Genomic DNA, 19,021 nt, shown 5'->3' on the forward strand with positions numbered 1-19,021 from the left:
CCGCTGACCGGTGACCAACTTCCCTTCGGCGCACGGCGATTGCCGACACGCGAACACGCCGCGCCGTCTCTCCCCTTTCTCCAACGTGTGAGGACGTCATGCACATCGCCCTGCCCCTGCCGCCTCGAAGGACTGGCCGTTCCCGTGGCGCCGAGCCGGCCCACGCTCCCCGGCCCGCCCGCACGGTCTCCCTGCAGGAGGCGAGATGACCGCCCTCGCCTCCGCCGAGCACGCCGCACCCCCAAGGACCGACCGACGGCTGCTGACCGGCATCTTCGCCGCCCTGGGCATCGTGATGGCCGTGTGGGGAACGCGGATGCCCGCCGTCCAGGCCGCCGCCCACCTCACGGCCGGTGAGCTCTCGATCGTCCTGCTCGGCGCGGCGGCCGGCATGGTCGGCGGTCTCCAGCTCGGCGGCCAGCTAGCCGATCGCCACGGTCCCTCACGGCTGCTGGTCGGCCCGACGGTCCTCTTCGGCACCGCGCTCGTGGTACTCGGCCAGTGCCGCACGCTGCCCACCCTGGCGCTGGGAGCGGGGGTCTTCGGACTCGCCCACGGTCTCCTCGACGTCGGAGCCAACACCTGTGCGGTCAACTGCGAGCGGGCCGCTCGCCGGAAGATCATGAGCTCGCTCCACTGCGCTTACTCGGTCGGGGCCCTCGGTGGAGCCGCGCTCGCCGCCACCACCACGTGGCTGCCGTACAGCGTCCTGTTCACCACGGTCGGCGCGGTCACTGTCCTGGCCGCCCTCGGCGTCGTTCCGCTCATCCGCGCGGCACAGCACCTCGACGCCCCAACGGGCAAGCCCCGCACGGAGGATGAGGGAGCACCGTCGTCCTCCCGTGCCACCGTGTGGCTGCTGGGCGCCCTCGCGGCCGGATGCCTCCTGGGCGAGGGGGCCGCGGTGGACTGGAGCGCGGTCCACCTGCACTCCCTGCACTCCAGCGAAGCCACCGCCGCAGCCGCGTACGCCCTCTACAGCGCGGCCATGGCCACCGGACGGTTCTTCGGCGACCGGCTGACCACTCGCTACGGCGCCCCCACCGTGGTGCGAGCCGGAGCAGCGCTGGCCACCGTAGGACTCGGCGCCGGCCTGGCCATCGGCACCGCGCCGGCCGCGCTCCTCGGCTGGACCGCGCTCGGACTGGGCCTGTCCACTGCCGTCCCCTCCCTCATCTCCGCTGCCGGACGAGGAGGACCACGCGCCGTCGCCGCAGTCGCCTCGACCGGCTACCTCGGCCTGCTCACCGGCCCCGCCGCCATCGGGGCGCTCGCCTCCATCACCAGCGTGCCCGCCGCCCTGGCGCTGCCCGTCCTCCTGGCGGCAGCCGTCTCCCTCGCCGCCCACCGAGCCCTGGAGCCACGATGACCATCTCCACAGCAACCACCCACGCCGACACCGACCTTGAGGGCCTGATCCTCGACTACAACGGTGTCAAGGGAAAGCAGCCCAACACCCCCATGTGGATGCGCCTCGCCGAGCTCGCCGAGTGGCCCGACGGGCTCGACTCCTTCCTGAAAGCCTTCTGGGCAGCCCGGGACGGGTACGACGCCGGAGAACTGAGCGACCTGGCCTACTGGGCGAAGGTCCTCGGCTATCACCCCGGCCCCAGGGCCCTGCGCGCGCTGCGCGCCGCTGACACCGAGATGTGGATCCACACCGACGACCGCGTCCTGGACATCCTGTACCGCGCCGCCCGGCCGAACCTGTCCATGGTGCTCTTGTCCAACGCCCCGCATTCCCTGAGTGACGTCCTCGACGCCACCGACTGGCGGCGGGAGCTGATGACAGAGGCCCTCTACTCGGCCCGACTGGGTCTGTGCAAGCCGGACCCGGCCGCCTACCATCACGCGCTGGCGGCCACCGGAGTCGACGACCCCGCACGCGTCCTGTTCGTCGACGACCGCAAGGAGAACTGCGCGGCCGCCGCCCAGCTGGGCCTGCGCACCCTCCACTACACCGGTGACCCTGCCGACCTCGCTCGCCACATCCTTCCGGCCCCGGCTGCGGCCTTCCCGCACCCCACCGTCAGCAGCCCGTTGCTGGCCATGTGACTGCCCTCCGTAGTTGGCGAGTGGGCCGGTACGTCCGCGCTGGTCACAGGAGTTCTGCTCATCGAGGTTGGCGACCTCTGCTCGCGATAGTTGACGAATCCGTGGCCTCCACTGCCGTTACGGCGGTCGAAACCCCAGGTCGGGCGATCCCCACGGCCCACTCGCCAACTATCGAGAGCATTCGCCAACTACAGCGAGCGGTCACAGCCAGCTGCCCCACAGCCCCAGCGCCGGCGCACCGAAATCTATCCACAGGCAATCCGGATGACGATTGATCACGGCACACGGCACCGCCCCGTGAAGGCCGAACCGGCGCCCTCCCCTTCTCCCCATATACAGAGAGGCATCCTCCTCATGTTCAGAACTCGATCGGGCCTGCTGCGCAGAGCTGCCGCGACGGCTGCGGTGGTCGCAGCGGCCGGCTTCTTCGCTGCTCCGGCCGCCTCGGCCGCCGACGAGCCCACCGCGAGCGCCTCGGACGCACCGCTGCTGGACGTACCGGCATCGGCCGAGGTGAGCATCGGCGCGACCACCGATCCGACCACGGACCCGACCGACCCGGGCGACGGCACGGACCCGACGGCACCGGGCACGCCGACTGATCCGGGAACCGACCCAACCGACCCCGGAACGGACCCGACCGATCCAGGAACCCCGACCGACCCTGGAACGGACCCGACGGACCCCGGCACCCCGACCGACCCGGGGACGCCTACGGACCCCGGCATACCAACTGATCCGGGCACGCCTACGGACCCCGGCACACCAACTGATCCGGGCACGCCGACCGATCCGGGTACGCCGACCGACCCTGGTACGCCGACCGATCCGGGTACGCCGACCGACCCTGGTACGCCGACCGACCCCGGTACGCCGACCGACCCCGGTACGCCGACCGACCCCGGTACGCCCACAGACCCGGGGACGGACCCGACCGACCCCGCAACTCCGACGCCGACGGACCCCGGCCAGGGCGGTGGTGGGTCCGACGGGGGATCTGACTCCGGCGGTGAAGGCGGCAGCAGCTCCGAGAGTGGGAGCGGCGGAGCGTCGCACAGCGCCGACCGCGCCTCGGCAAGCGAGTCCAACGCCTTCTCGCCCGCGGCCGACGCCTCACTGGCCCACACCGGTGCATCGGGCGACGGGACCTTGGCGCTGGCTGCCGGGGGACTGCTCGCGGTGGGCATCTCCGCTGTCGGAGCCGGCCGCTACACCCGCCGCCGCACAGGAAACGGCGAGCAGCCCGCTCCACAGGGCTGACCCACAGACACACCGGCACACCGTGTGCCGGTGGGGGAGCCCGCGCAGCCGGCCCGGGTCATCCCGAACTCGACCGAACACGTCACCAAGCGAAGGAACGTTTCTCATGCGACCTGCGCTCCGCAACGCCGTCATGACAGCGACGGCCACCGCGGTCCTGCTCGGCGGCCTCGCTGCCGTCGCCACACCCGCGTCCGCCGTCTCCTCGGCCGCCTGCACCCGCAACGACCGCAACCACTCCGTTTGGGGCCCCAACCTGGAGTGGCCGAACATCCGCACCGGCCCGGGCGTGGCCTACAAGTCCAAGGGCCGCCTCGACTCCGCCGGCGAGTTCTGGGTGGAGTGCTCCGCCGTCAACAAGTACGGCAACCGCTGGTACTACGGCGAGTCCCTGTCCAGCAGCTCCTACGGCAAGAGGGGCTGGGTCGCTGCCAGTTGGTTCTAGCAGCACCCTGCGCCGCCGACGCGATGCGCCCCCAGACCGCTCCCATACGGAGCGACCTGGCCGAAGCGCCGTGAACTGACCACGGCCTGGCCAGCCTTCCAGGCCTCGGCGACGCCGGTGTCCGACACCGCGTCCAGCGCCTGCCCACCGACCTCTCGCCGAGGCACACCCCTACCCAAACCCACCCCTTATATGGAGGTTTGCACATGTCTGCACGACGCATAGCCGTGCTCGCGGCCACCGCGGCCGCCGTCGCCCTGCCGCTGCTGTCCGCCCCGGCAGCCACCGCCGCGCCGCAGTCGGTCGCCACCGCGGTGCCCGCCTCGTCCTGCACCACCAACCCCTACCTCCCGTGGGCGGTGCACGGCACCAACGCCGTGACCATCCGCTCGAAGGCCACCACCAAGTCGACGGCCGTCGGGATCCTCTACAAGTCGCACAAGTTCACGGTGCACAAGACCACCAAGGGCGCGACCTGGGTCTACATCACCGACAAGAACACCAAGAAGAAGGGCTGGGTCTCAGGCAAGTACGTCTACCGCGACGTGCGCATGTGCCTGGACTGAGGCGCCGCCTCCTCATCGGTGCCCCGGGCCGCCCGGCCCGGGGCACCCCCGCCCGGCCCGCCGTCTCGAGCCGCGCTTCCTCTCCAGCCCTCACCCCAGGTGATCTCTCATGCCGTTGTTCCCGCACCCCGGAGCCGCCCTGCGCCGTCCGACGCTCATGCGCGCGGCCGACGCGCTGGCCACCGCCGTCACCACGTACGCCGTTCCGCTCCTGGTGCTGACGACCACCGGCTCCACCGCCCTGACCGGCATCGCCTTCCTCCTGGAGTGGCTGCCCCGCCTCGCCGCGTTCACCATCGGCGGCCCTCTCGTCGACCGCTACCGCGCCGACCGCGTCTTCCGCGCCGCCACCGCCGGCCGGGGGCTGCTGCTGGCTGCAGCGGCCCTCACCCTCCTCGTGCTTCCAGGCGGCACCGCCACCACGACCACGGTCATGTCAGTAGGCGCCCTGAGCGGCCTCCTCGCGCAGGCGTCGTTTGTCGCCATTGAAACCCTCGGCGCCCAGGTCAGCCGGACCGCCGGTACTCAGGCTCACCGCGTGCAGTCCGTCCAGATCAGCATCGACCAAGGCGCCCTGCTCGCCGGGCCGTTGCTCGGCGGAGTGCTGCTCCTGGCCGGCCCCTCCACGCTCCTCGCCGTCGTCGCAGTCCTCTCCCTCAGCGCCGCGCTCCTCACCGAACCCCTGCCCGGCCCCGAAGCTGCCGCCAGCGGCCCGGACGCACAGTCGGTCGTCGCCAGCCTGCGGACCGGATGGCGGACCCTGCGCGCCATCCCCGCTCTGGGCTGGCTCGTCACCGGCCTGATCGCCAGCAATCTCGCCGTCTCGGTCGCCCAGGCCAGCGCACCGATCACCGTGCTGCACACCTACGGCGCCTCCTCCCTCGCCGTGGGCGCTGTCTGGAGTGCGGCCGGAGTCGTTGCGCTCGGCGCCGTCGCGGCCAGCCGCCGCCTCATCGACCACCACGGCCTGTGGCCGGTCGGTGCCGCCGCGGCCGCCACCGCCTGCCTGGCCTGCTTCGCCACCGCCCTCGCCCCGGGACTGAGCAGCTACGCCCTGACGATCGCCGTCCTGATGGCGGGGGAAGGCGCGCTCACTGTCGTCCTGCGCACCCTGCGGGCACGGCTCATCCCGGCGGCTGTCTTCGGCGGCACGCTGAGCGTCACCATCGTCCTGATCGCCATCCCGATGCCCGTTGCCGGAGCCCTCGTCGCTGCACTGCCAGCCGACCGGCTCGCCGCCCTGCTGCTGATCTGCTCCGCGGCCCAGGCACTTGCAATGGCGCTGGCCTTCCACGGCCTGTGGCGCCACCGCGCCTCATACACCGCGCCGCACCCCCCTGCCGAGCAGGGGGCGTCCACCAACCCCTCGCCCGCGGACCTCGTGGCCCGCGACGCCGCCTGAACAACCCCGCGCCACCTTCCAGGAGTTCTTCATGTCCCAACCAATGCTGCTCGTCATCGGCTCCGCACCCGAGCTGATGCGCCGGTACATGCTGGAGTCCGCCGCCGCCGAGCACTCCGTCCTCCTCATCGACGACCAGGCACCCACCTGGCAGCTGCCCTATGTCGTCGACTACGAGACGACCGACCTCAATGACCCGGCCCGCGTGATCGCGGCCGCCGAGTCCCTGGCCCGCCACTGGACCATCGCCGGCGTCCTGACCTTCAACGAGTACCTCCTCGTGACGGCGTCGCGGGTCGCCGAACATCTCCAACTGCCCGGCAACACACCGACCTCCGTCGCCGCCGCCCGCGACAAGGCCACCAGCCGGCAGCACTTCGCCGCCTCCGACGTCCCCTCGGCGGCCTCCACCTGGGTCCACACGCTCGACGCGGCCGCCTCCGCCGCCGAACGTCTCGGCGGATACCCTGTCGTCCTCAAGCCCGCCGCGCACGCTGGCAGCATCGGCGTCGTCCGCGTCGACAGCATCACCGACCTGCCCGCCCTCTGGGACATCGCATCCGCAGGCGCTGCCCACCAGGGTCCCGAAGGCCAGGGCATCCTCCTGGAAGAGTTCATCAACGGCCCGGAGGTGTCCGTCGAGACGGTCACCGACCGCGGCGTCACGACCGCCGTTGCCGTCACCCACAAGGCAGTGGGCTTCCCGCCGTTCTTCATGGAGCGCGCCCACCTCGTCGTCGGGGGGGACCCGCTGCTCGACGCCGTCGCTCCCGTCGCCGCGGCCGCCCTGCGAGCCGTGGGCATCACCCACGGTGTCTCCCACGTTGAGATGAGGCTCACGCCCTCCGGCCCACGGCTCATCGAGGTCAACGCCCGCCTCGGCGGCGACCGCATCGGTCAACTCGTTCACCACGCAACGGGCGTGGACCTCGCTGCGGCCGCCGCCGACCTCGCCCTCGGACGCACGCCGAACCTCACGTCCACCCGCACCCGCAGCGCCGCAATCGGCATGATCTATCCGCCCGCCGACGGCACCGTCACCGGTCTTGCCTTGCGTCCGCACCCGTTCGACGCCCATCACCTGCAAGAACTCCAGTGGCTGTGCGCCGTGGGCGACCAGGTCACGCTCACCCCGTCGTCCACCGAACCGAACAACATCCGCGCCGGCTTCGCGATCATCACCGGCGACTCCGCAGCCGACGTGCGCCGCCACCTCAACAGCGTCCTCGGCCGCGCCGAAGTCGAAGTCCGCCCCACGATGATCAGCGCAGCGTGATCCTCGTGACCCCGCAACTCCGCGCCGCGACTGATCGGCCAACCGCCCGCCGAGCTCCTGGCGGCGAAGACCGGCGCCGGCGCCGCCAAGACGCGGCCCCCCGCGGACTCCTTCGTGATCAGCCGCAAGCCTGTCCCCGGTCCGATTGACAGAGCGAGCGAAGGCACGAGACCCGCACCCGCGACATCGAGACCACGGTCTTCACTCACCCCTGCGAAGCCCAACACGCCGTTGGCCGGCTTGCACCGACCTCCTTCTGACCTCAAGGAATCTCATGCCGATACGTGTCGGTGTCGAGGCACCGCCCTACCAACAGGCCGCCGCCATCCTCCGGGCGGAGATCACCGTTGGCCGGTTCAAGCCCGGCCAACGGCTGCCCGCCTACCGCGAACTGCAGGAGCGCTTCGGCATCGCCAACATGACCGCCCGCAGCGCGATCGGGGTTCTGCGCAGCGAAGGACTCGTGCACACCGTCCAGGGCCTCGGCACCTTCGTCCGCGACGCGGCGAGCCCAGCCCCGACACCACCAGACGGCGACCTCCGCAAGCAGGTCCTCGACCTGACACGGCGGATCGAACACCTCACCCAACGCGTCACCCACCTGGAATCCGAACTTCACCGCGTGACAGCCCCACCCCCGGCCGCCTGAACACCGCTGTCCACCCGCCTCGCGAAAGGCGCCCCCTATGACCCGCCTCACCCACGCCTCCATCTGGCTCACCCAACGCCTCACCCACCACGCGCCCCAATTGGGCGTTTTCCTCCCCGCGGGTTTCCCTTCAAGGGGCAACGACAGCGCTGCCCTGCGGCTGTTCGCCGACCGCGGAGCCGGCCTGCTCGAGGTCGGCATCCCGCACCACGAGGCCGTCTACGACGGCCCCCTCATCACGGCTGCCTACCAACAGGCACTGCGCCAGGGCACTGGGGTCCTCGATGCGCTGCGCACCGTGAACCGGGTGGCATCCACGACCGAGGCGTCCGTCGTGGTGATGACCTACTGGGCTCCCGTGCGCGACTGGGGGCCCGAGCACTTCGCCCATGACCTTGCCGCCGCCGGCGCCGCCGGAGCGATGATCGTCGACCTGCCCGTCGACCAGGCCGAACCGTGGCTGTCCGCCGCACAGGCAGCGGGCATCCACACCCCCCAACTCGTCTCCTGGCAGGCCAGCGACGCCGAGCTGCATCAGGTCGTCGCCGCCGCGACCGGGTGGGTGTATGCGCCTGCCGCCGACGCGCTCACCGGTTACACAGGGGACATCGACATCCCCGCGCTCAGCGCGTTCACCGAGCGCCTGCACGCGGCAGGCCCCACCCCGGTGGTCACCGGCATCGGCATCTCCACGCCGGAGAAGGCGGCACAGGTACGGAACCTCGTCAGCGGGATCGTCATCGGGACCCCCGTCGTTCGACCGCTGCTGGAACTCGGCGCCTCCCACGGCCTTCGTACCGCTGCTGACCAGGTCTCGGCCTTCGCCGAGGCCCTCAATCCGGTCCACCACACCAGCCTCGGGACGCGAGCGGGCATACGGTGAGCGTCGGCATCCGGAGGCTAGCCACCAACACGGCAGGCTGAACCGGTCCCCGTGATGCCGAGCGGCTCTGCTCGCCTTCCCGAAGTCCCCCCAGCAGGAGTCTCTTTGCCCCCGCCCCTCCACCCGCGACGCGCCGAGAGCGTGGCGGCACGCCGCCGTCAGCCCATCGCGCCCCTGCCCGACCCGCACCGCATCTTCCTGGAACCCGCCTACACCAACCCGGCCGTTGCCGCCGAATACGCCCAGGCGTGGGAGGAAGAGCAGACGGAACGAGCCGTCCGCCGCCGTCCACCACGGCGCCCGGGCCCATGACCGTCGCAAGCCCCCGTGACCAACCCGCCGAACGCGGCCCACACGTTGTACGTACAGCACCCAGCTCGCGGGCGCTTCCCACGAGCTGACGATTGGCCTCGATCAACCTGACGAAGATGAAAGGGACCCGTCATGACCTTGCCTTTGCTGACGCCGGATCAGCGTACCGCCGCCCTGGAGAAGGCTGCGGCGTCGCGCAGAGAGCGCGCCCTCGTCCTCACTGAGCTCAAGCAGGGACGCCGTTCCCTGAGTGACCTCCTGGACAGCGACAGTCCTGTCGTCCAACGGACCCCCGTGCGTAAACTTCTGGAGTCGCTCCCCGGTATCGGAAAGGTCCGCGCCGGGCAGCTCATGACCGAGTTCGACATCGCCGCCAGCCGGCGGATCCAAGGGCTGGGAACCCGGCAGAAGCAGCTCCTGCTGGAGAGGTTCGAGACCGTAGCGGCCTGATCCCGCTGCCCGGACGATGCATATGCAGGAGGAGGGGTACGACGTGGTGGAGGCCGCCATCGGCCTGGTCGGCGCTGCTGGCGCGGCGCTGGCGCTGTGGAGCTTCCCGCGCGGCGAGCGCCAGCCGGTTGTCTGGGGACTCGCCGTCGCCGCGGCATCCGGGGCGTCCGGACTCGGCATCATCGACCTGGCAGACCCGATCCGTGCCTTCCTCCTGTCCGACCTGGTCCAAGACTTCCTCGACGTGTACGCGTAGCCGCGAGTCATACCGCAGACGCCGGGGAGAACCCCGACGCCGGGCACACGGCGTGCGCTGTGTCCCCGGCGTCGGACCGCATCGTGCCCATCGGGCCTGGTGGAAGGCCGGGCGCGGCCGGATGCCCTCGCCCGGCCGACGGGGGACGCATACACGGTCAGTAGCGCAGAGCAGGTGACTGGCGTTCCGGAACGGTCAGTTCGGTGACGGGCGGTGATGCCGGTCGAAGAGTCCGGCGGCTTCCTTCCACCAGGCCTCCCGGAGTGACGCGTCCTCACTTGCCTCCCGGCACAGACCGCGGTGTTCGCCGATTCCTCCGGACAGCGGCGTGCACAGGTGCGGAACGGAGGCACGCAACAGGTCCGCGTAGCTCTGGCTGCCGAGGAAGATCACGTCTGCGTCGGCCAGGCCCAAGCCTGCCGTCTGGAGGGCGACTCGTTCGGCAGCGACTGATCGTTCGTCGCCGAGCCTCACGTTGTAGGGAAGTAGCGGCTGGGCCAGCGTTACGATTCCGTGGAGCGCCGACAGGATGCGGATCAGGGAGCCGTCGGTCAGCGAGTCCGCCGCCTGCCGCAGCGATCGGTGGTACTGGCCGATGTACAGCTGACCTGCGGGGATCACGTCGCGGTAGTGGTACTTTTCCCAGCTCGGCTCGGCCTTCTTGTCTCCGCACTGGGCGATTACGAGGCGTCGGCGGCGTACCTCTACGTTCCCGCGCTGGCGTGCGTACTCGCGGCCGGCTGCGGTCAGGTACAAAGATGCTCCGGACTCTTCCCAGGTCCTGGTCCCTGCCCTCCAATCGGCAGGGCGGACGTCGGCGTATCCCGCCACGTTGACGACCCTCAGCGTGGGCGTGCGGAACCACGTCTCGCCGCGGTGGTATGCCGAGTCGTCCCGGCCGGCAACGAGCTGGTCGGGACGCAATGCGGCAGTGATCACCGCCTCGTGGGGCTTGGGCGGCAGCTTGGGCATCACACCGAAAGCGGTGTCCTGGGTCGGCTCCCCGTGCTCCTCCTGCCAGGCCTTCAAGGCCTCGCGTCCGGCGTCCGTCATCACCCGTAGGCCATGGGCACGGCGGATCAGACGGGAGCCTTCGAGACGGTCCAGGGCAGCCGGATGACCGGTGACGACGCCGTTCACGTGCGCGGCAAGGATCTTGGCGCCGGTGGGGCTGAGGGTCAACAGAGTCCTTTCGTTGGGCCCGGGCGTGTCAGGAGCCTGGGCCGGGGGAGTCAAGCGGCGTGCGAGTGCGCCGCGGGGGAAGCGGCGGGGGCCAGCAGGGACATGAAGTAGGCCTCGCGGGCGCGGTGTTGCCGCAGTCGGCGGCTGAGCTTCGCCTCACGTCTGCGCAGGCGGTCCAGTTCCTCGGAGACACAGGCGCGGGCACGCTCGGCGTTCTGCTTGCCGGCGGCGACGCGCAGTGCCTCCAGATCGCGGCGGGAAGTGAAGTGGACGGCGAGGGCGCGCAGTATGGCTGCGGCGCGGCGGTGAGTCAGGGGGGAGACCGAGACGGACCGTCCGGGGCCCGCGGGCACCTGGGCCTTGGAAGTGTCGGGGGATGTCGCGGTCACGGTCTGTCCCCTGTGACTCCAACCGCCGTGCACGGTCACGCCGTTGACCTTGGGCATGTTGACGCGGTCCTTGGTGAACCAGGACGCGTTGGCGGGCCTGCCCCAGCAGGCGTAGAGGCCTCCGGGCAGCGGGGCCTTGCCGTAGATATCCGGGCCGAGGGTGACCATGCCGCGCCCCACGCGCGGGCCGCTGATCTCGTAGACCACGCGGCCCGGGAGCACGTTGACTTCCAACTCCCGCACGATCAGGGCCCCCAGGGCGGTGCCGTCCCTGGCGGCGATCGGCAGCTGCACGGCGCTGGTGCGGGGGGCCTGGACGGGCGGCTGGCGACGCCGCACCAGGCCGGCCAGCTGGCGGCTGCGCTGCCGGGCGCTGGCCCGGCCAGCGCGGACTCCGGCCAGGTCCTCCTCCAGCGCCCGGACTTTGAGCCGCTCGTGTACGGCGTGGGCGGCAGCGCAGTGGCGGACGGCGGCCTGGATGAGGTCGCTGCGGTCGGGGCGCTGTCGCCAGTGGCGAACGACGGCTACGACGAGGGCCTCGATCACTATGCGGGCCCCGTCGGGGATGCGCCGGCTCCCGTAGCCGTTGCGCAGGACGACCGCGCGGGAGGCGAGGAAGCACTGCGAGCGCTGGACGGTCGCGGGGTTGATGGACTCGGTGGCGCCGTGGACGCGCACGCCGTTGACAACGGGTTCGTCCGGACGGGGCGTGTACGGCTTGACCTGGTCGGTGCCGTCGCCGAAGTGGACGCGTACGGTGCGCGGTTCGAGCGGTCCGTCGTAGGGCGTTTCGGGGACGACGATCAGGGTGCCGTGAAGGCGCCGGCCCCTTACGACGTAGCGGACCTGGCCGTGCTCGAGCACGTCGGACGTCACGGACACGGAGGGACGCCCGGGCATGCCGAGCGGGAGATGGAACGGCAGGGGTGTGGCGTGGACGGGCCCGGGCATCGTGGTCCTCCTTCAGGGTCTCGGGCGTCGAGGGGCCGCCGGCCGGCGGTGTCAGGGCTGAAGAGTGATGCGAAGGTCTTCGAGGTAGCCCGGTTCGACAGCGAGGGCGACCTCTTCCAGCGACTCCTCGATCTCGGTGTTCTGCAGATCGGTGCGGTACGACTCCTGGCGGCCGCCGTGGTGCACGATCAAGTCCATGAGCGACCAGGTCGACGCCCGGTCTGAGCTCTGCCACGGGAAGGTGACCGCGTCCGGCAGGGGCTTGATCTCCTGGGCGAGGAAGTGGTCCCTGACCTCCTCACGCAGCCGCTCCCAGATCTCGTCCGGGGCGCAGTAGAGGCCGGGCTGTGCGTCGGATAGAGGGTGTCCCTTGCGGTTGCGGCCGCAGCCCCGGCAGAGTTCCGCGCCCTGGTCGTTGTGATGGCTACAGGCGGTCTCGCGGCACTGCCACAGCACGCCGGCCGCGACGGCGGCCTTGAGGATCGCCGGGCGGGCGGCTGCGTCGGAGTGGTCGAGGAGGGAAGCGATTTCGATCGTGGGCACAGAGTTCCTGTCAGTACGGGGGGCATGGGCAGGGCACGGTGTGGCGGGCGTGCTCGGGTGGAGGGGGAGGGGTGCGTCCGGCGGGTCTCCATCCCGCGTCTCCGGCTTTGCGGCCGGGCTCTCCGCAGTTGAGCTACGGACGCACCCCGCTGGTCGGGGGAGGACCAGCATCATCAAGTGACTCTTAAGACTCTATATCAATGGCGATGTTCGGTGCAAGTTTTAAGAGTCACCGGTGTCGAAGAGGTCGGCGGCCGCACACAACTGGTCGACCTGCGTGGAGCTGAGAACGTCGTGCGGGTCGCCGTAGGTACCGAACAGCTCGACGGCCGACCGGACGGCTCCGCGCACGGCGAGCGGTCCGAGAGCCTCAATCAAGTCGGCCAGTGCGTCATCGTCGCAGGTACACGGGGCGCCCTTGCAGCCGTCGCAGCCCATCGGCGGGAAGCCGAATGCCGTCAGCCGCTCCTGGACGGTCTCGTAGAAGTCGCCGCCGCCGGTCTTGGCGAGCAGCAGCTGCACGGTGCGGACCGCGACCACCGGGTTGGGGACGTTGGCCGAGCGAGTCGTGACGGTGTCGGTCCACCGGACCAGGAGGCGGGCCGCGCCGTCCAGGGCGGTGCGTCCCGTCGTACGCAGCCAGGTCACGCGTTCACCTCCGTACGGTCGTCCAGGCTCGCCAGCAGAGGGGGGACGAAGGTGCGGGCGACGTCGATCGCCGGTCGGCGCCAGGCGGGGGAGCGCAGGATGAAGGCCCACAGGGTGTCGGTGACCATGACGGCCTCCTGGTCCTCGTAGTCCTGGAGCGTGCCGGGCAGGTGGGCGCCGGTGATGTCGACGTGAGCGCCGTCGGGGCGTACGGCGACGAGGTGCTCCAACTGGCATCCGCATACGTCGGACGCCACCGGCTCCATGCTGCACAGGTCCGGATCGGCGCTGCACGAGCCGGAGAGGATGACGGCCATCTTCCATCCGGTCTCGTCGCACAAGGCGCGGGCGAACGCGTGGCACTGGCCGTGCCGGAAGGCCTCGCGGGCGCGATCGTCGAGGCGCCCCGTCGTCACGGTGTAGGCATGGTGGTCGCTGCCGGGGACGGTCACGGCCATGCCGTCGGGGAGCGTGAAGCGTCCGGTCAGCAGGTCCATGGCCTGCTCCAGGAGGGGGCGGGCCTCCAGGGCGTCGGTGCGGTCGCGCCTGTTGTAGGCGCGGCGGTGGTCTTCGTCGACGTAGCCGTCCGTGTCGACGTAGGGGTCCAGTGCGGCCTTGTGCCGGTCGGACATAGACCGGTAGGCGGAGAGGAGGCGGACCAGCGGGTCGTCCTGGTGGAGGGTCTGCGGCATCGTGGCCTTTCGTGGGCGCGGCAGGTCCGACCCGGACATGGGCAGGCCGGACCGCCGCGTGGACAGGGAGAGTTCGGGAAGGCCGCTCGCTCATGGGCGGCGCGGAAGGTGCGCAGCACCCGAGCGGCGGAGTGGGCACCGGAGCGGCAGGGCTCAGTCCCGGCGCAGTTCGTTGCCGCGCTTGGTGATGTGGGCGCCCAGGGTGATGCCGATGCCGCTGGGCAGCAGCAGCGGGTGGCCCTCTGCCTGGCGCAGGCGTACACGGTGCATCAGGTCGCCGAGTTCCTCGAACGACAGGTCGGGCTGGAGGGCCTCGGCGGCGAGGTCGAAGGGCAGGTCGACGGCCTCGCCCTGGTTCAGCCAGTCCGTGATGCGCGCGGCGAACCGTGCGCCGGGCTTGGTCTCGACGGCGCCGGACAGATCGTCCGTGGGGGCCTTGACGACCACGAGGGTGTGCGTGTGGTCCATCGTGGCGACGAGGTCGAAGTCGTACTCCATGCCCTCGCGGGCGACCGGGGCCAGACCGACGATCCTGCGATGGACGCGGCCGGATTCGTCCGCCTCGGCGACGTAGTCGAGCTTGTCGCGCACGGTGGCCACGACATGGCCGGGGTATCCGAGCAGTGCGTCGAGCATGTTCTGCTCGATCGGGCGCACCTCGCGCCAGCCGCTCCACGTGCTGCCGGACGATGCCCTCTTGGAGGCTCGGTCGGCCTGTTCGCGCACCCCGCCCGCTCCGCTCCAGAACGGAGAGGCGGTCGAGACCACGACCGTGTCGTAGCGCTGGTCAGCGCAGTGCGCCAGCGTCGTCACCAGGGTCTCGGGGGAGTAATAGCTGAGCGGCGGGCACGCGTCGAAGGGGAAGGCGTCCGCGTAGGCGCTCACTCGGCCGCGCTGGGTGTCGATGACGGCGACGCGCTTGCCGATCGAGGTGGCCAGGGCCAGGGCGGTATAGGTGGTACCCGCTCCGGGCGGACCGTCGAGAAGGATCCGCGCAGGACGCTGCTGGCGTACGGCGGTGGTGAACTGGAAGCGATCGTTGCGGCTAGGCTGCGGCGCGGACGCCTCCGCCTGATGGGTGATGGTATCCGTCAAGGTTCCTCCGGGAACCAGTCGGTGGAGTGTTCCAGCGAGTCCCGGCACCAGCACATGATGTCCAGTCGCGACTGGCGCCGGGATCAACGCCATCTGACTCTTAAGACTATCATCTTTTTGGTGTTCTTGCAGCTCAGAACGGGTTTTCGCTGTCGGGTCGCATCGAAAATCTCAGCGTGCACGGAGGCTTTCAGTATCCGGTCACGGTCGTGCCGGCTTCGCCGGGCGCTGGAGGTGCGGCCCCGAATGTTGACGCGCTTCATGCTGTGCCGGGGCGATGGCGTGCATACAGCGCCTGAATTGTCGCGGCATCTGCGGTTGGCTCCCCGCTCGGCGGGTTGGAGATCCGTGCAGTTGGCCGCGTGGCCCCAGCGCCCCTGGGTGAAAATGCCGGCACCCGCCCCAGAAGCTTCTGGGACGGGTGCGCGTCTCGGTCGGCTCCAGCCGCGAGACGGAGACCTGCGAGGAGGCGACCTCGAGGCCGGCGCAGGTGCCGGGGCTCGTCACTCCGAGGGCGGAACGCTCGTTTCGGCTGCCTCCTCCACGGAAGCGGACGGATACTCGTGCGGAAACGCGAATAGATCCGTGATGTTCTTGTCCGTGAGGATCCTGTTGGCAGTCGGCACCCACCAGAAGACCCGACCGAGCTCGTCCGTCTCGTCCGGCTTCGTGAAGGCCTCCCGGAAGAGCGCCATTTCGATCGACGAGTTCTTGATGCCCATCTTCGTGGCCAGGTGATTGGTGTAGACGCGGCGTCGGCCTGAAGCCGGGTCGATCGTAGGGGCGACTGGTAGCCAGCGGCCGCGGCCCTTGTTCGCGATCTCCGGGATGATGTGACCGGTGTGGTCGAGGTATCCCAGGGCCTTGCCCAGAGCCAGGACGACCTCCACCGGAAAGCGTGGTGTCGAGGTTTCCAGGATGTCGTCGCCCAGGTCAACGTCCAGCGCCTCGGCGACCGCGTGCAGAGCCGGCTTGTTGGCCGGCCCCTTACCGCCCATCGCCGCCTGCGTGGGCGGCTTGTGCATCTTCTGGGCGTTGCCGCGCGACTTCATCCCGAGGGCCCTGCTGATCTCGCTTAGGCTCAGAGGTTCTGTCCGCTCGGTCAGGTCGATGACCTCTGTGGCGTCTGTGCTGCTCATATATAAAGTCCTGTCTCTTATAGCTTTCGTCGAGGGTTGAGGATACGGCAGAGTGGGCGGGCCTCGTGCGCGGTAGGGCACGATCGGCGCGGCCTGTGCAGGCGAGGGTGCGGATCGCGGCCCGCCGTAGGTTCCGCCGGCAGTACGAGACTGCGTCTGGGTTGGCACGTCAAGGCCTGGCTGTCCAGTCAATGAGGTGCCTCCCGGCCGTATCCGGCAGCTGCCCACCCTGCAGATGCTTTCCGAGGGTGGTTTGGCCGCCTTCGCCCGCAACGGGTTCCGCGCCGGTTTCACGGGTGCCGGCGTCGGACGGCGCCGCGGGGCCGTCCGTGGCGTTCGCCCGCTACGACCTGGCGGCTCTCCATCGGGCGCGGTCGGCCTCGCGCAGTGCCGTGAGCACTCGCCCAGCGGTAAGCGGCAGGTGTTGGTCAGCGCACTCGACAGCCCAGGCCTGGTGGGTGTAGCAGGTGATCCGCTCGTCGGCGTGCATTCCCGCGTCCTCCAGTGCATCCTCGCGTGCGATCGTTCGTGCCAGGCGGCTTGTCATGGCGGTAATCCTCCTTCGCGTCGTGGGTTTGGTGGTCAGGAGCTGAAGGTGAGGTCCCCGCAGCTGCAACCGGTGACGCCACAGGGCAGTCGGCCGCCGGCGACACGACGGGCGTGGACAGCGCCGAGGTGACTGCATGCGAACCGAGCGTCCGGAGTGGCGCCGGCATTCAGGCGCCGAGTCTCGACCTCCGCCAGCGCCTGGTTGCGCTCGAACTCACTGCGCGCCTCGCTCAGGCCGAGTTCGATGGCAGTGCCGTCGAGGGAACCACCGAGATCCGTGAAGTCGATGACCGCCAGGGCGTCGGCGAGCTCCGGGGCCTGGGTGGTGTACATCGACAGGGTCTCCCAGGCCCGCGTCTGAGTGCATGCCTGGTCGGCGGCCCGGGTGACTTCGCTGGTCTTGGTATTCGTGCCCATCTGTACGGCTCTCCAGAGGCAAGGAGCGGCGGCCGTCGTGAAGGTCCTCCGCAGACTCCAGCAGGTTATGACTCTTAAGACTCTAAGTGTGACGCGACGTGAGCGCAAGTCTTAAGAGTCGATGAAGGTGGCCGCATCCGGCCGGATCTTCTTCTGAAGGAGAGGTGCAGCTGGCAGCCCGGTCACCGATGTGCTGCTCACGCGACCTACCGAGCCCACCTCGCGGTACCTGCTGGCGATGCTGGAGGTCCAGAACAAGGACCTGCTCGGGCGGATCGACGAGTTCACGAGACCTGGCTGTTCGTCCTGTTTGAGACCGCGGAAGTCAGTAGTTCCGGCGCAGCAGCATCTGTTCAGCCGTTCGCGGCGGGGTCACAAAGGTTTCTGGCGGTGCGGAATGGAGGTGCCCGGGGCAGGATCGGGCCAGGTGCGCAGGGCGGCCTTGAGGGCGTGGCCGGCCTCGGCGGCGAAGGTGAGGCGGCCCTGTTGGGTGGCCGTGACGATGATGGCGGCCGCGTCGGTGACCGTGCAGATACGCATCAACTCGCCCTCTACCTCGTTCGGTTCGCGGCCGTATCCGCGATAGAACTCCCTACGCAGATCCGGCCGTTGGCGCAGGGTGCGCTGCGTGATGCGAAGGAAGTCGCGGCCGCGGGCTTCGTAGCGGCTGGTCTCGAAGTCGATCACGCCGACCCTCCTGCCGCCAGGGCGGACGAGGATGTTGCGTTCGGTGAAGTCAAGGTGGGACGGCTGGGCACGCTGGGGTGGCATACCGCCAAGCAGGTTGAGGGCCTCGTGGAGGACATCGGTCTCAGAGTCGGTCAGGGGCGCGGTGCCTTCCGTCAATTGCGCGCGAATGTAGGCGGCGCGGTCCGGTCCGAAGCGGGGCAACGTCGTGGGTGCGGCTGCATGGTGGAATCGGGCCAAGAGCTCGCCGGCGTGGCCGTAGGCGACACGCTCCTGACGTCGAGGCATGTCCAGCTCGGCCAAGGGGCGGCCGGCGACAGCGGTCATGACGAGTTCCTGCTCGGCCTCGTCGACTTCGAGGAGCTGGGGCGCATCCGCTCCAAGGACGGGGGCCCAAAGGGCAAGCGCTGCGTGCTCGCGCTGGAAGCTGCTGCCACTGGTGTTGCGCTTGAGGATCATCTGTCGGCCGGCCGGGTCCAGCAGACGCAGAACCGTCGTCGACGTGCCGGGCCAACTGTGGTCTGTGACCACGGTCGCCGGCCCGGCAAGGCGGAGTGCCGCGATCGCCTGGGCACTCTTCATGGCTGTCGCAACAGGTCCAGGGCCCGGTCGGTGACCTGCTCGGGGGCGAGCGCGGAGGTGTCGATCACCTCGGCCCGCGCACCGAGCCAACTCGCATACGCCTTCTCGTAGTCGGAGAGCTTGCGGCGCCGGAAGGCCCGGACCTTCTCGCTCCGCTCCTCGTCGCCGGGGAATTCCATGCTCGTGTCGATGCGAGCTCGGATGATCTCGGGTTCGGCGTGCAGCAGGATGTGGCGTACCTCGGTGCCCGCCTTGCCCAGCCCGTCGAAGATCTCGTCGGCGTATTCGCGACGCAGTAGCGTCATGGGGGCGATGACCGGACCGCCGTCTGTGTGGTGGTCGAGCTCGGCACACACGGCAGCGACCAGGGTGCGCCACATCGGGTAGTCCTGGAAGTCGCGTTGACGGCTGGGGTGGTCGCCGAGGCTGCCGCGCAGCAGGAACCCGACTTCCTCGGGGTCGGTGATGATGCTGCCCGTCAACTGCTGGTGGAGCAGCGCGGCTGTAGTGGTCTTGCCGCCCCCGAAGGGGCCGTTGATCCAGACAAGCATGTGGTTCCTCAGGGGCGTGGTCGTGGTGGTCGGCGAACCGTC

Annotated in this window: 22 protein-coding genes and 1 tRNA gene; 12 read left to right on the forward strand and 11 right to left on the reverse strand. The window is 70.0% G+C overall.

The genetic code is table 11. From position 1 onward, the window contains the following. Nucleotides 1-205 precede the first annotated feature (205 nt). The 12 genes from ACWD3I_RS25405 (at nucleotide 206) to ACWD3I_RS25460 (ending at nucleotide 9,554) form a co-directional block, all read left to right on the forward strand. Complete coding sequence (locus tag ACWD3I_RS25405) at nucleotides 206-1,369, forward strand: MFS transporter (protein ID WP_365395023.1); 1,164 nt, start codon at nucleotides 206-208, stop codon at nucleotides 1,367-1,369. Then, the gene (locus ACWD3I_RS25410) at nucleotides 1,366-2,055 is read left to right on the forward strand and encodes an HAD-IA family hydrolase (protein WP_365395021.1); all 690 of its coding nucleotides are present in this window, start codon (nucleotides 1,366-1,368) and stop codon (nucleotides 2,053-2,055) included. The genes ACWD3I_RS25405 and ACWD3I_RS25410 overlap by 4 nt, the downstream gene beginning before the upstream one ends. A 354-nt stretch (nucleotides 2,056-2,409) precedes the next feature. Next, nucleotides 2,410-3,315 (forward strand): hypothetical protein, encoded by a 906-nt coding sequence (locus ACWD3I_RS25415; RefSeq protein ID WP_365395019.1) that lies wholly within the window; start codon nucleotides 2,410-2,412, stop codon nucleotides 3,313-3,315. Nucleotides 3,316-3,421: 106 nt separating this feature from the next. Further along, nucleotides 3,422-3,760, forward strand: coding sequence for a hypothetical protein (locus ACWD3I_RS25420; protein ID WP_365395017.1), 339 nt, complete (start codon nucleotides 3,422-3,424; stop codon nucleotides 3,758-3,760). A gap of 206 nt (nucleotides 3,761-3,966) precedes the next feature. Beyond that, nucleotides 3,967-4,326, forward strand: a complete 360-nt coding sequence (locus tag ACWD3I_RS25425) for an SH3 domain-containing protein (protein ID WP_365395015.1) — start codon at nucleotides 3,967-3,969, stop codon at nucleotides 4,324-4,326. 109 nt (nucleotides 4,327-4,435) lie between these two features. After that, on the forward strand, nucleotides 4,436-5,728 hold the full coding sequence (locus ACWD3I_RS25430; protein WP_365395013.1) for an MFS transporter: 1,293 nt from the start codon (nucleotides 4,436-4,438) through the stop codon (nucleotides 5,726-5,728). A 31-nt stretch (nucleotides 5,729-5,759) separates the two neighbouring features. Further along, the gene (locus ACWD3I_RS25435; protein WP_365395011.1) at nucleotides 5,760-7,004 is read left to right on the forward strand and encodes an ATP-grasp domain-containing protein; all 1,245 of its coding nucleotides are present in this window, start codon (nucleotides 5,760-5,762) and stop codon (nucleotides 7,002-7,004) included. A gap of 274 nt (nucleotides 7,005-7,278) precedes the next feature. Next, nucleotides 7,279-7,653, forward strand: a complete 375-nt coding sequence (locus tag ACWD3I_RS25440; protein WP_365395009.1) for a winged helix-turn-helix domain-containing protein — start codon at nucleotides 7,279-7,281, stop codon at nucleotides 7,651-7,653. A gap of 37 nt (nucleotides 7,654-7,690) precedes the next feature. After that, entirely contained in the window at nucleotides 7,691-8,536 is an 846-nt protein-coding gene (trpA, locus tag ACWD3I_RS25445) for a tryptophan synthase subunit alpha (RefSeq protein ID WP_365395007.1), read from the forward strand. A 105-nt stretch (nucleotides 8,537-8,641) separates the two neighbouring features. Continuing rightward, complete coding sequence (locus ACWD3I_RS25450) at nucleotides 8,642-8,848, forward strand: hypothetical protein (RefSeq protein WP_365395005.1); 207 nt, start codon at nucleotides 8,642-8,644, stop codon at nucleotides 8,846-8,848. 132 nt (nucleotides 8,849-8,980) lie between these two features. Continuing rightward, complete coding sequence (gene mihF, locus ACWD3I_RS25455; protein ID WP_365395003.1) at nucleotides 8,981-9,298, forward strand: integration host factor, actinobacterial type; 318 nt, start codon at nucleotides 8,981-8,983, stop codon at nucleotides 9,296-9,298. A 22-nt stretch (nucleotides 9,299-9,320) separates the two neighbouring features. Continuing rightward, the gene (locus ACWD3I_RS25460; RefSeq protein WP_365395001.1) at nucleotides 9,321-9,554 is read left to right on the forward strand and encodes a hypothetical protein; all 234 of its coding nucleotides are present in this window, start codon (nucleotides 9,321-9,323) and stop codon (nucleotides 9,552-9,554) included. 195 nt (nucleotides 9,555-9,749) lie between these two features. Here ACWD3I_RS25460 and ACWD3I_RS25465 read toward each other — a convergent pair whose 3' ends face one another. From ACWD3I_RS25465 to ACWD3I_RS25515, 11 genes are all read right to left on the reverse strand, one after another. Next, complete coding sequence (locus ACWD3I_RS25465) at nucleotides 9,750-10,607, reverse strand: DUF6884 domain-containing protein (RefSeq protein WP_365394999.1); 858 nt, start codon at nucleotides 10,605-10,607, stop codon at nucleotides 9,750-9,752. A 179-nt stretch (nucleotides 10,608-10,786) separates the two neighbouring features. Then, complete coding sequence (locus ACWD3I_RS25470; RefSeq protein ID WP_365394997.1) at nucleotides 10,787-12,076, reverse strand: hypothetical protein; 1,290 nt, start codon at nucleotides 12,074-12,076, stop codon at nucleotides 10,787-10,789. Nucleotides 12,077-12,127: 51 nt separating this feature from the next. Further along, the gene (locus tag ACWD3I_RS25475; protein ID WP_365394995.1) at nucleotides 12,128-12,619 is read right to left on the reverse strand and encodes a hypothetical protein; all 492 of its coding nucleotides are present in this window, start codon (nucleotides 12,617-12,619) and stop codon (nucleotides 12,128-12,130) included. Nucleotides 12,620-12,691: 72 nt separating this feature from the next. After that, nucleotides 12,692-12,762: transfer RNA gene (locus ACWD3I_RS25480), tRNA-OTHER, on the reverse strand. A gap of 79 nt (nucleotides 12,763-12,841) precedes the next feature. After that, a complete protein-coding gene (locus ACWD3I_RS25485; protein ID WP_365394993.1) occupies nucleotides 12,842-13,267 on the reverse strand; it encodes a hypothetical protein in 426 nt (141 codons plus the stop codon). Continuing rightward, nucleotides 13,264-13,959 (reverse strand): hypothetical protein, encoded by a 696-nt coding sequence (locus ACWD3I_RS25490; RefSeq protein ID WP_365394992.1) that lies wholly within the window; start codon nucleotides 13,957-13,959, stop codon nucleotides 13,264-13,266. The genes ACWD3I_RS25485 and ACWD3I_RS25490 overlap by 4 nt, the downstream gene beginning before the upstream one ends. 153 nt (nucleotides 13,960-14,112) lie before the next feature. Then, the gene (locus tag ACWD3I_RS25495) at nucleotides 14,113-15,054 is read right to left on the reverse strand and encodes an AAA family ATPase (RefSeq protein ID WP_365394990.1); all 942 of its coding nucleotides are present in this window, start codon (nucleotides 15,052-15,054) and stop codon (nucleotides 14,113-14,115) included. 503 nt (nucleotides 15,055-15,557) lie between these two features. Further along, a complete protein-coding gene (locus tag ACWD3I_RS25500; protein WP_365394988.1) occupies nucleotides 15,558-16,193 on the reverse strand; it encodes a hypothetical protein in 636 nt (211 codons plus the stop codon). A 582-nt stretch (nucleotides 16,194-16,775) separates the two neighbouring features. Beyond that, on the reverse strand, nucleotides 16,776-17,159 hold the full coding sequence (locus ACWD3I_RS25505) for a hypothetical protein (protein ID WP_365394986.1): 384 nt from the start codon (nucleotides 17,157-17,159) through the stop codon (nucleotides 16,776-16,778). A gap of 372 nt (nucleotides 17,160-17,531) precedes the next feature. Continuing rightward, nucleotides 17,532-18,428 (reverse strand): aminoglycoside phosphotransferase family protein, encoded by an 897-nt coding sequence (locus tag ACWD3I_RS25510; protein ID WP_365394984.1) that lies wholly within the window; start codon nucleotides 18,426-18,428, stop codon nucleotides 17,532-17,534. After that, nucleotides 18,425-18,979 carry an AAA family ATPase gene (locus ACWD3I_RS25515; protein WP_365394982.1) on the reverse strand — a complete coding sequence of 185 codons (555 nt, stop codon included), beginning with the start codon at nucleotides 18,977-18,979 and terminating at the stop codon, nucleotides 18,425-18,427. The genes ACWD3I_RS25510 and ACWD3I_RS25515 overlap by 4 nt, the downstream gene beginning before the upstream one ends. Between the last annotated feature and the right edge of the window lie 42 nt (nucleotides 18,980-19,021).

It is taken from the genome of Streptomyces sp. NPDC002817, assembly GCF_053592055.1.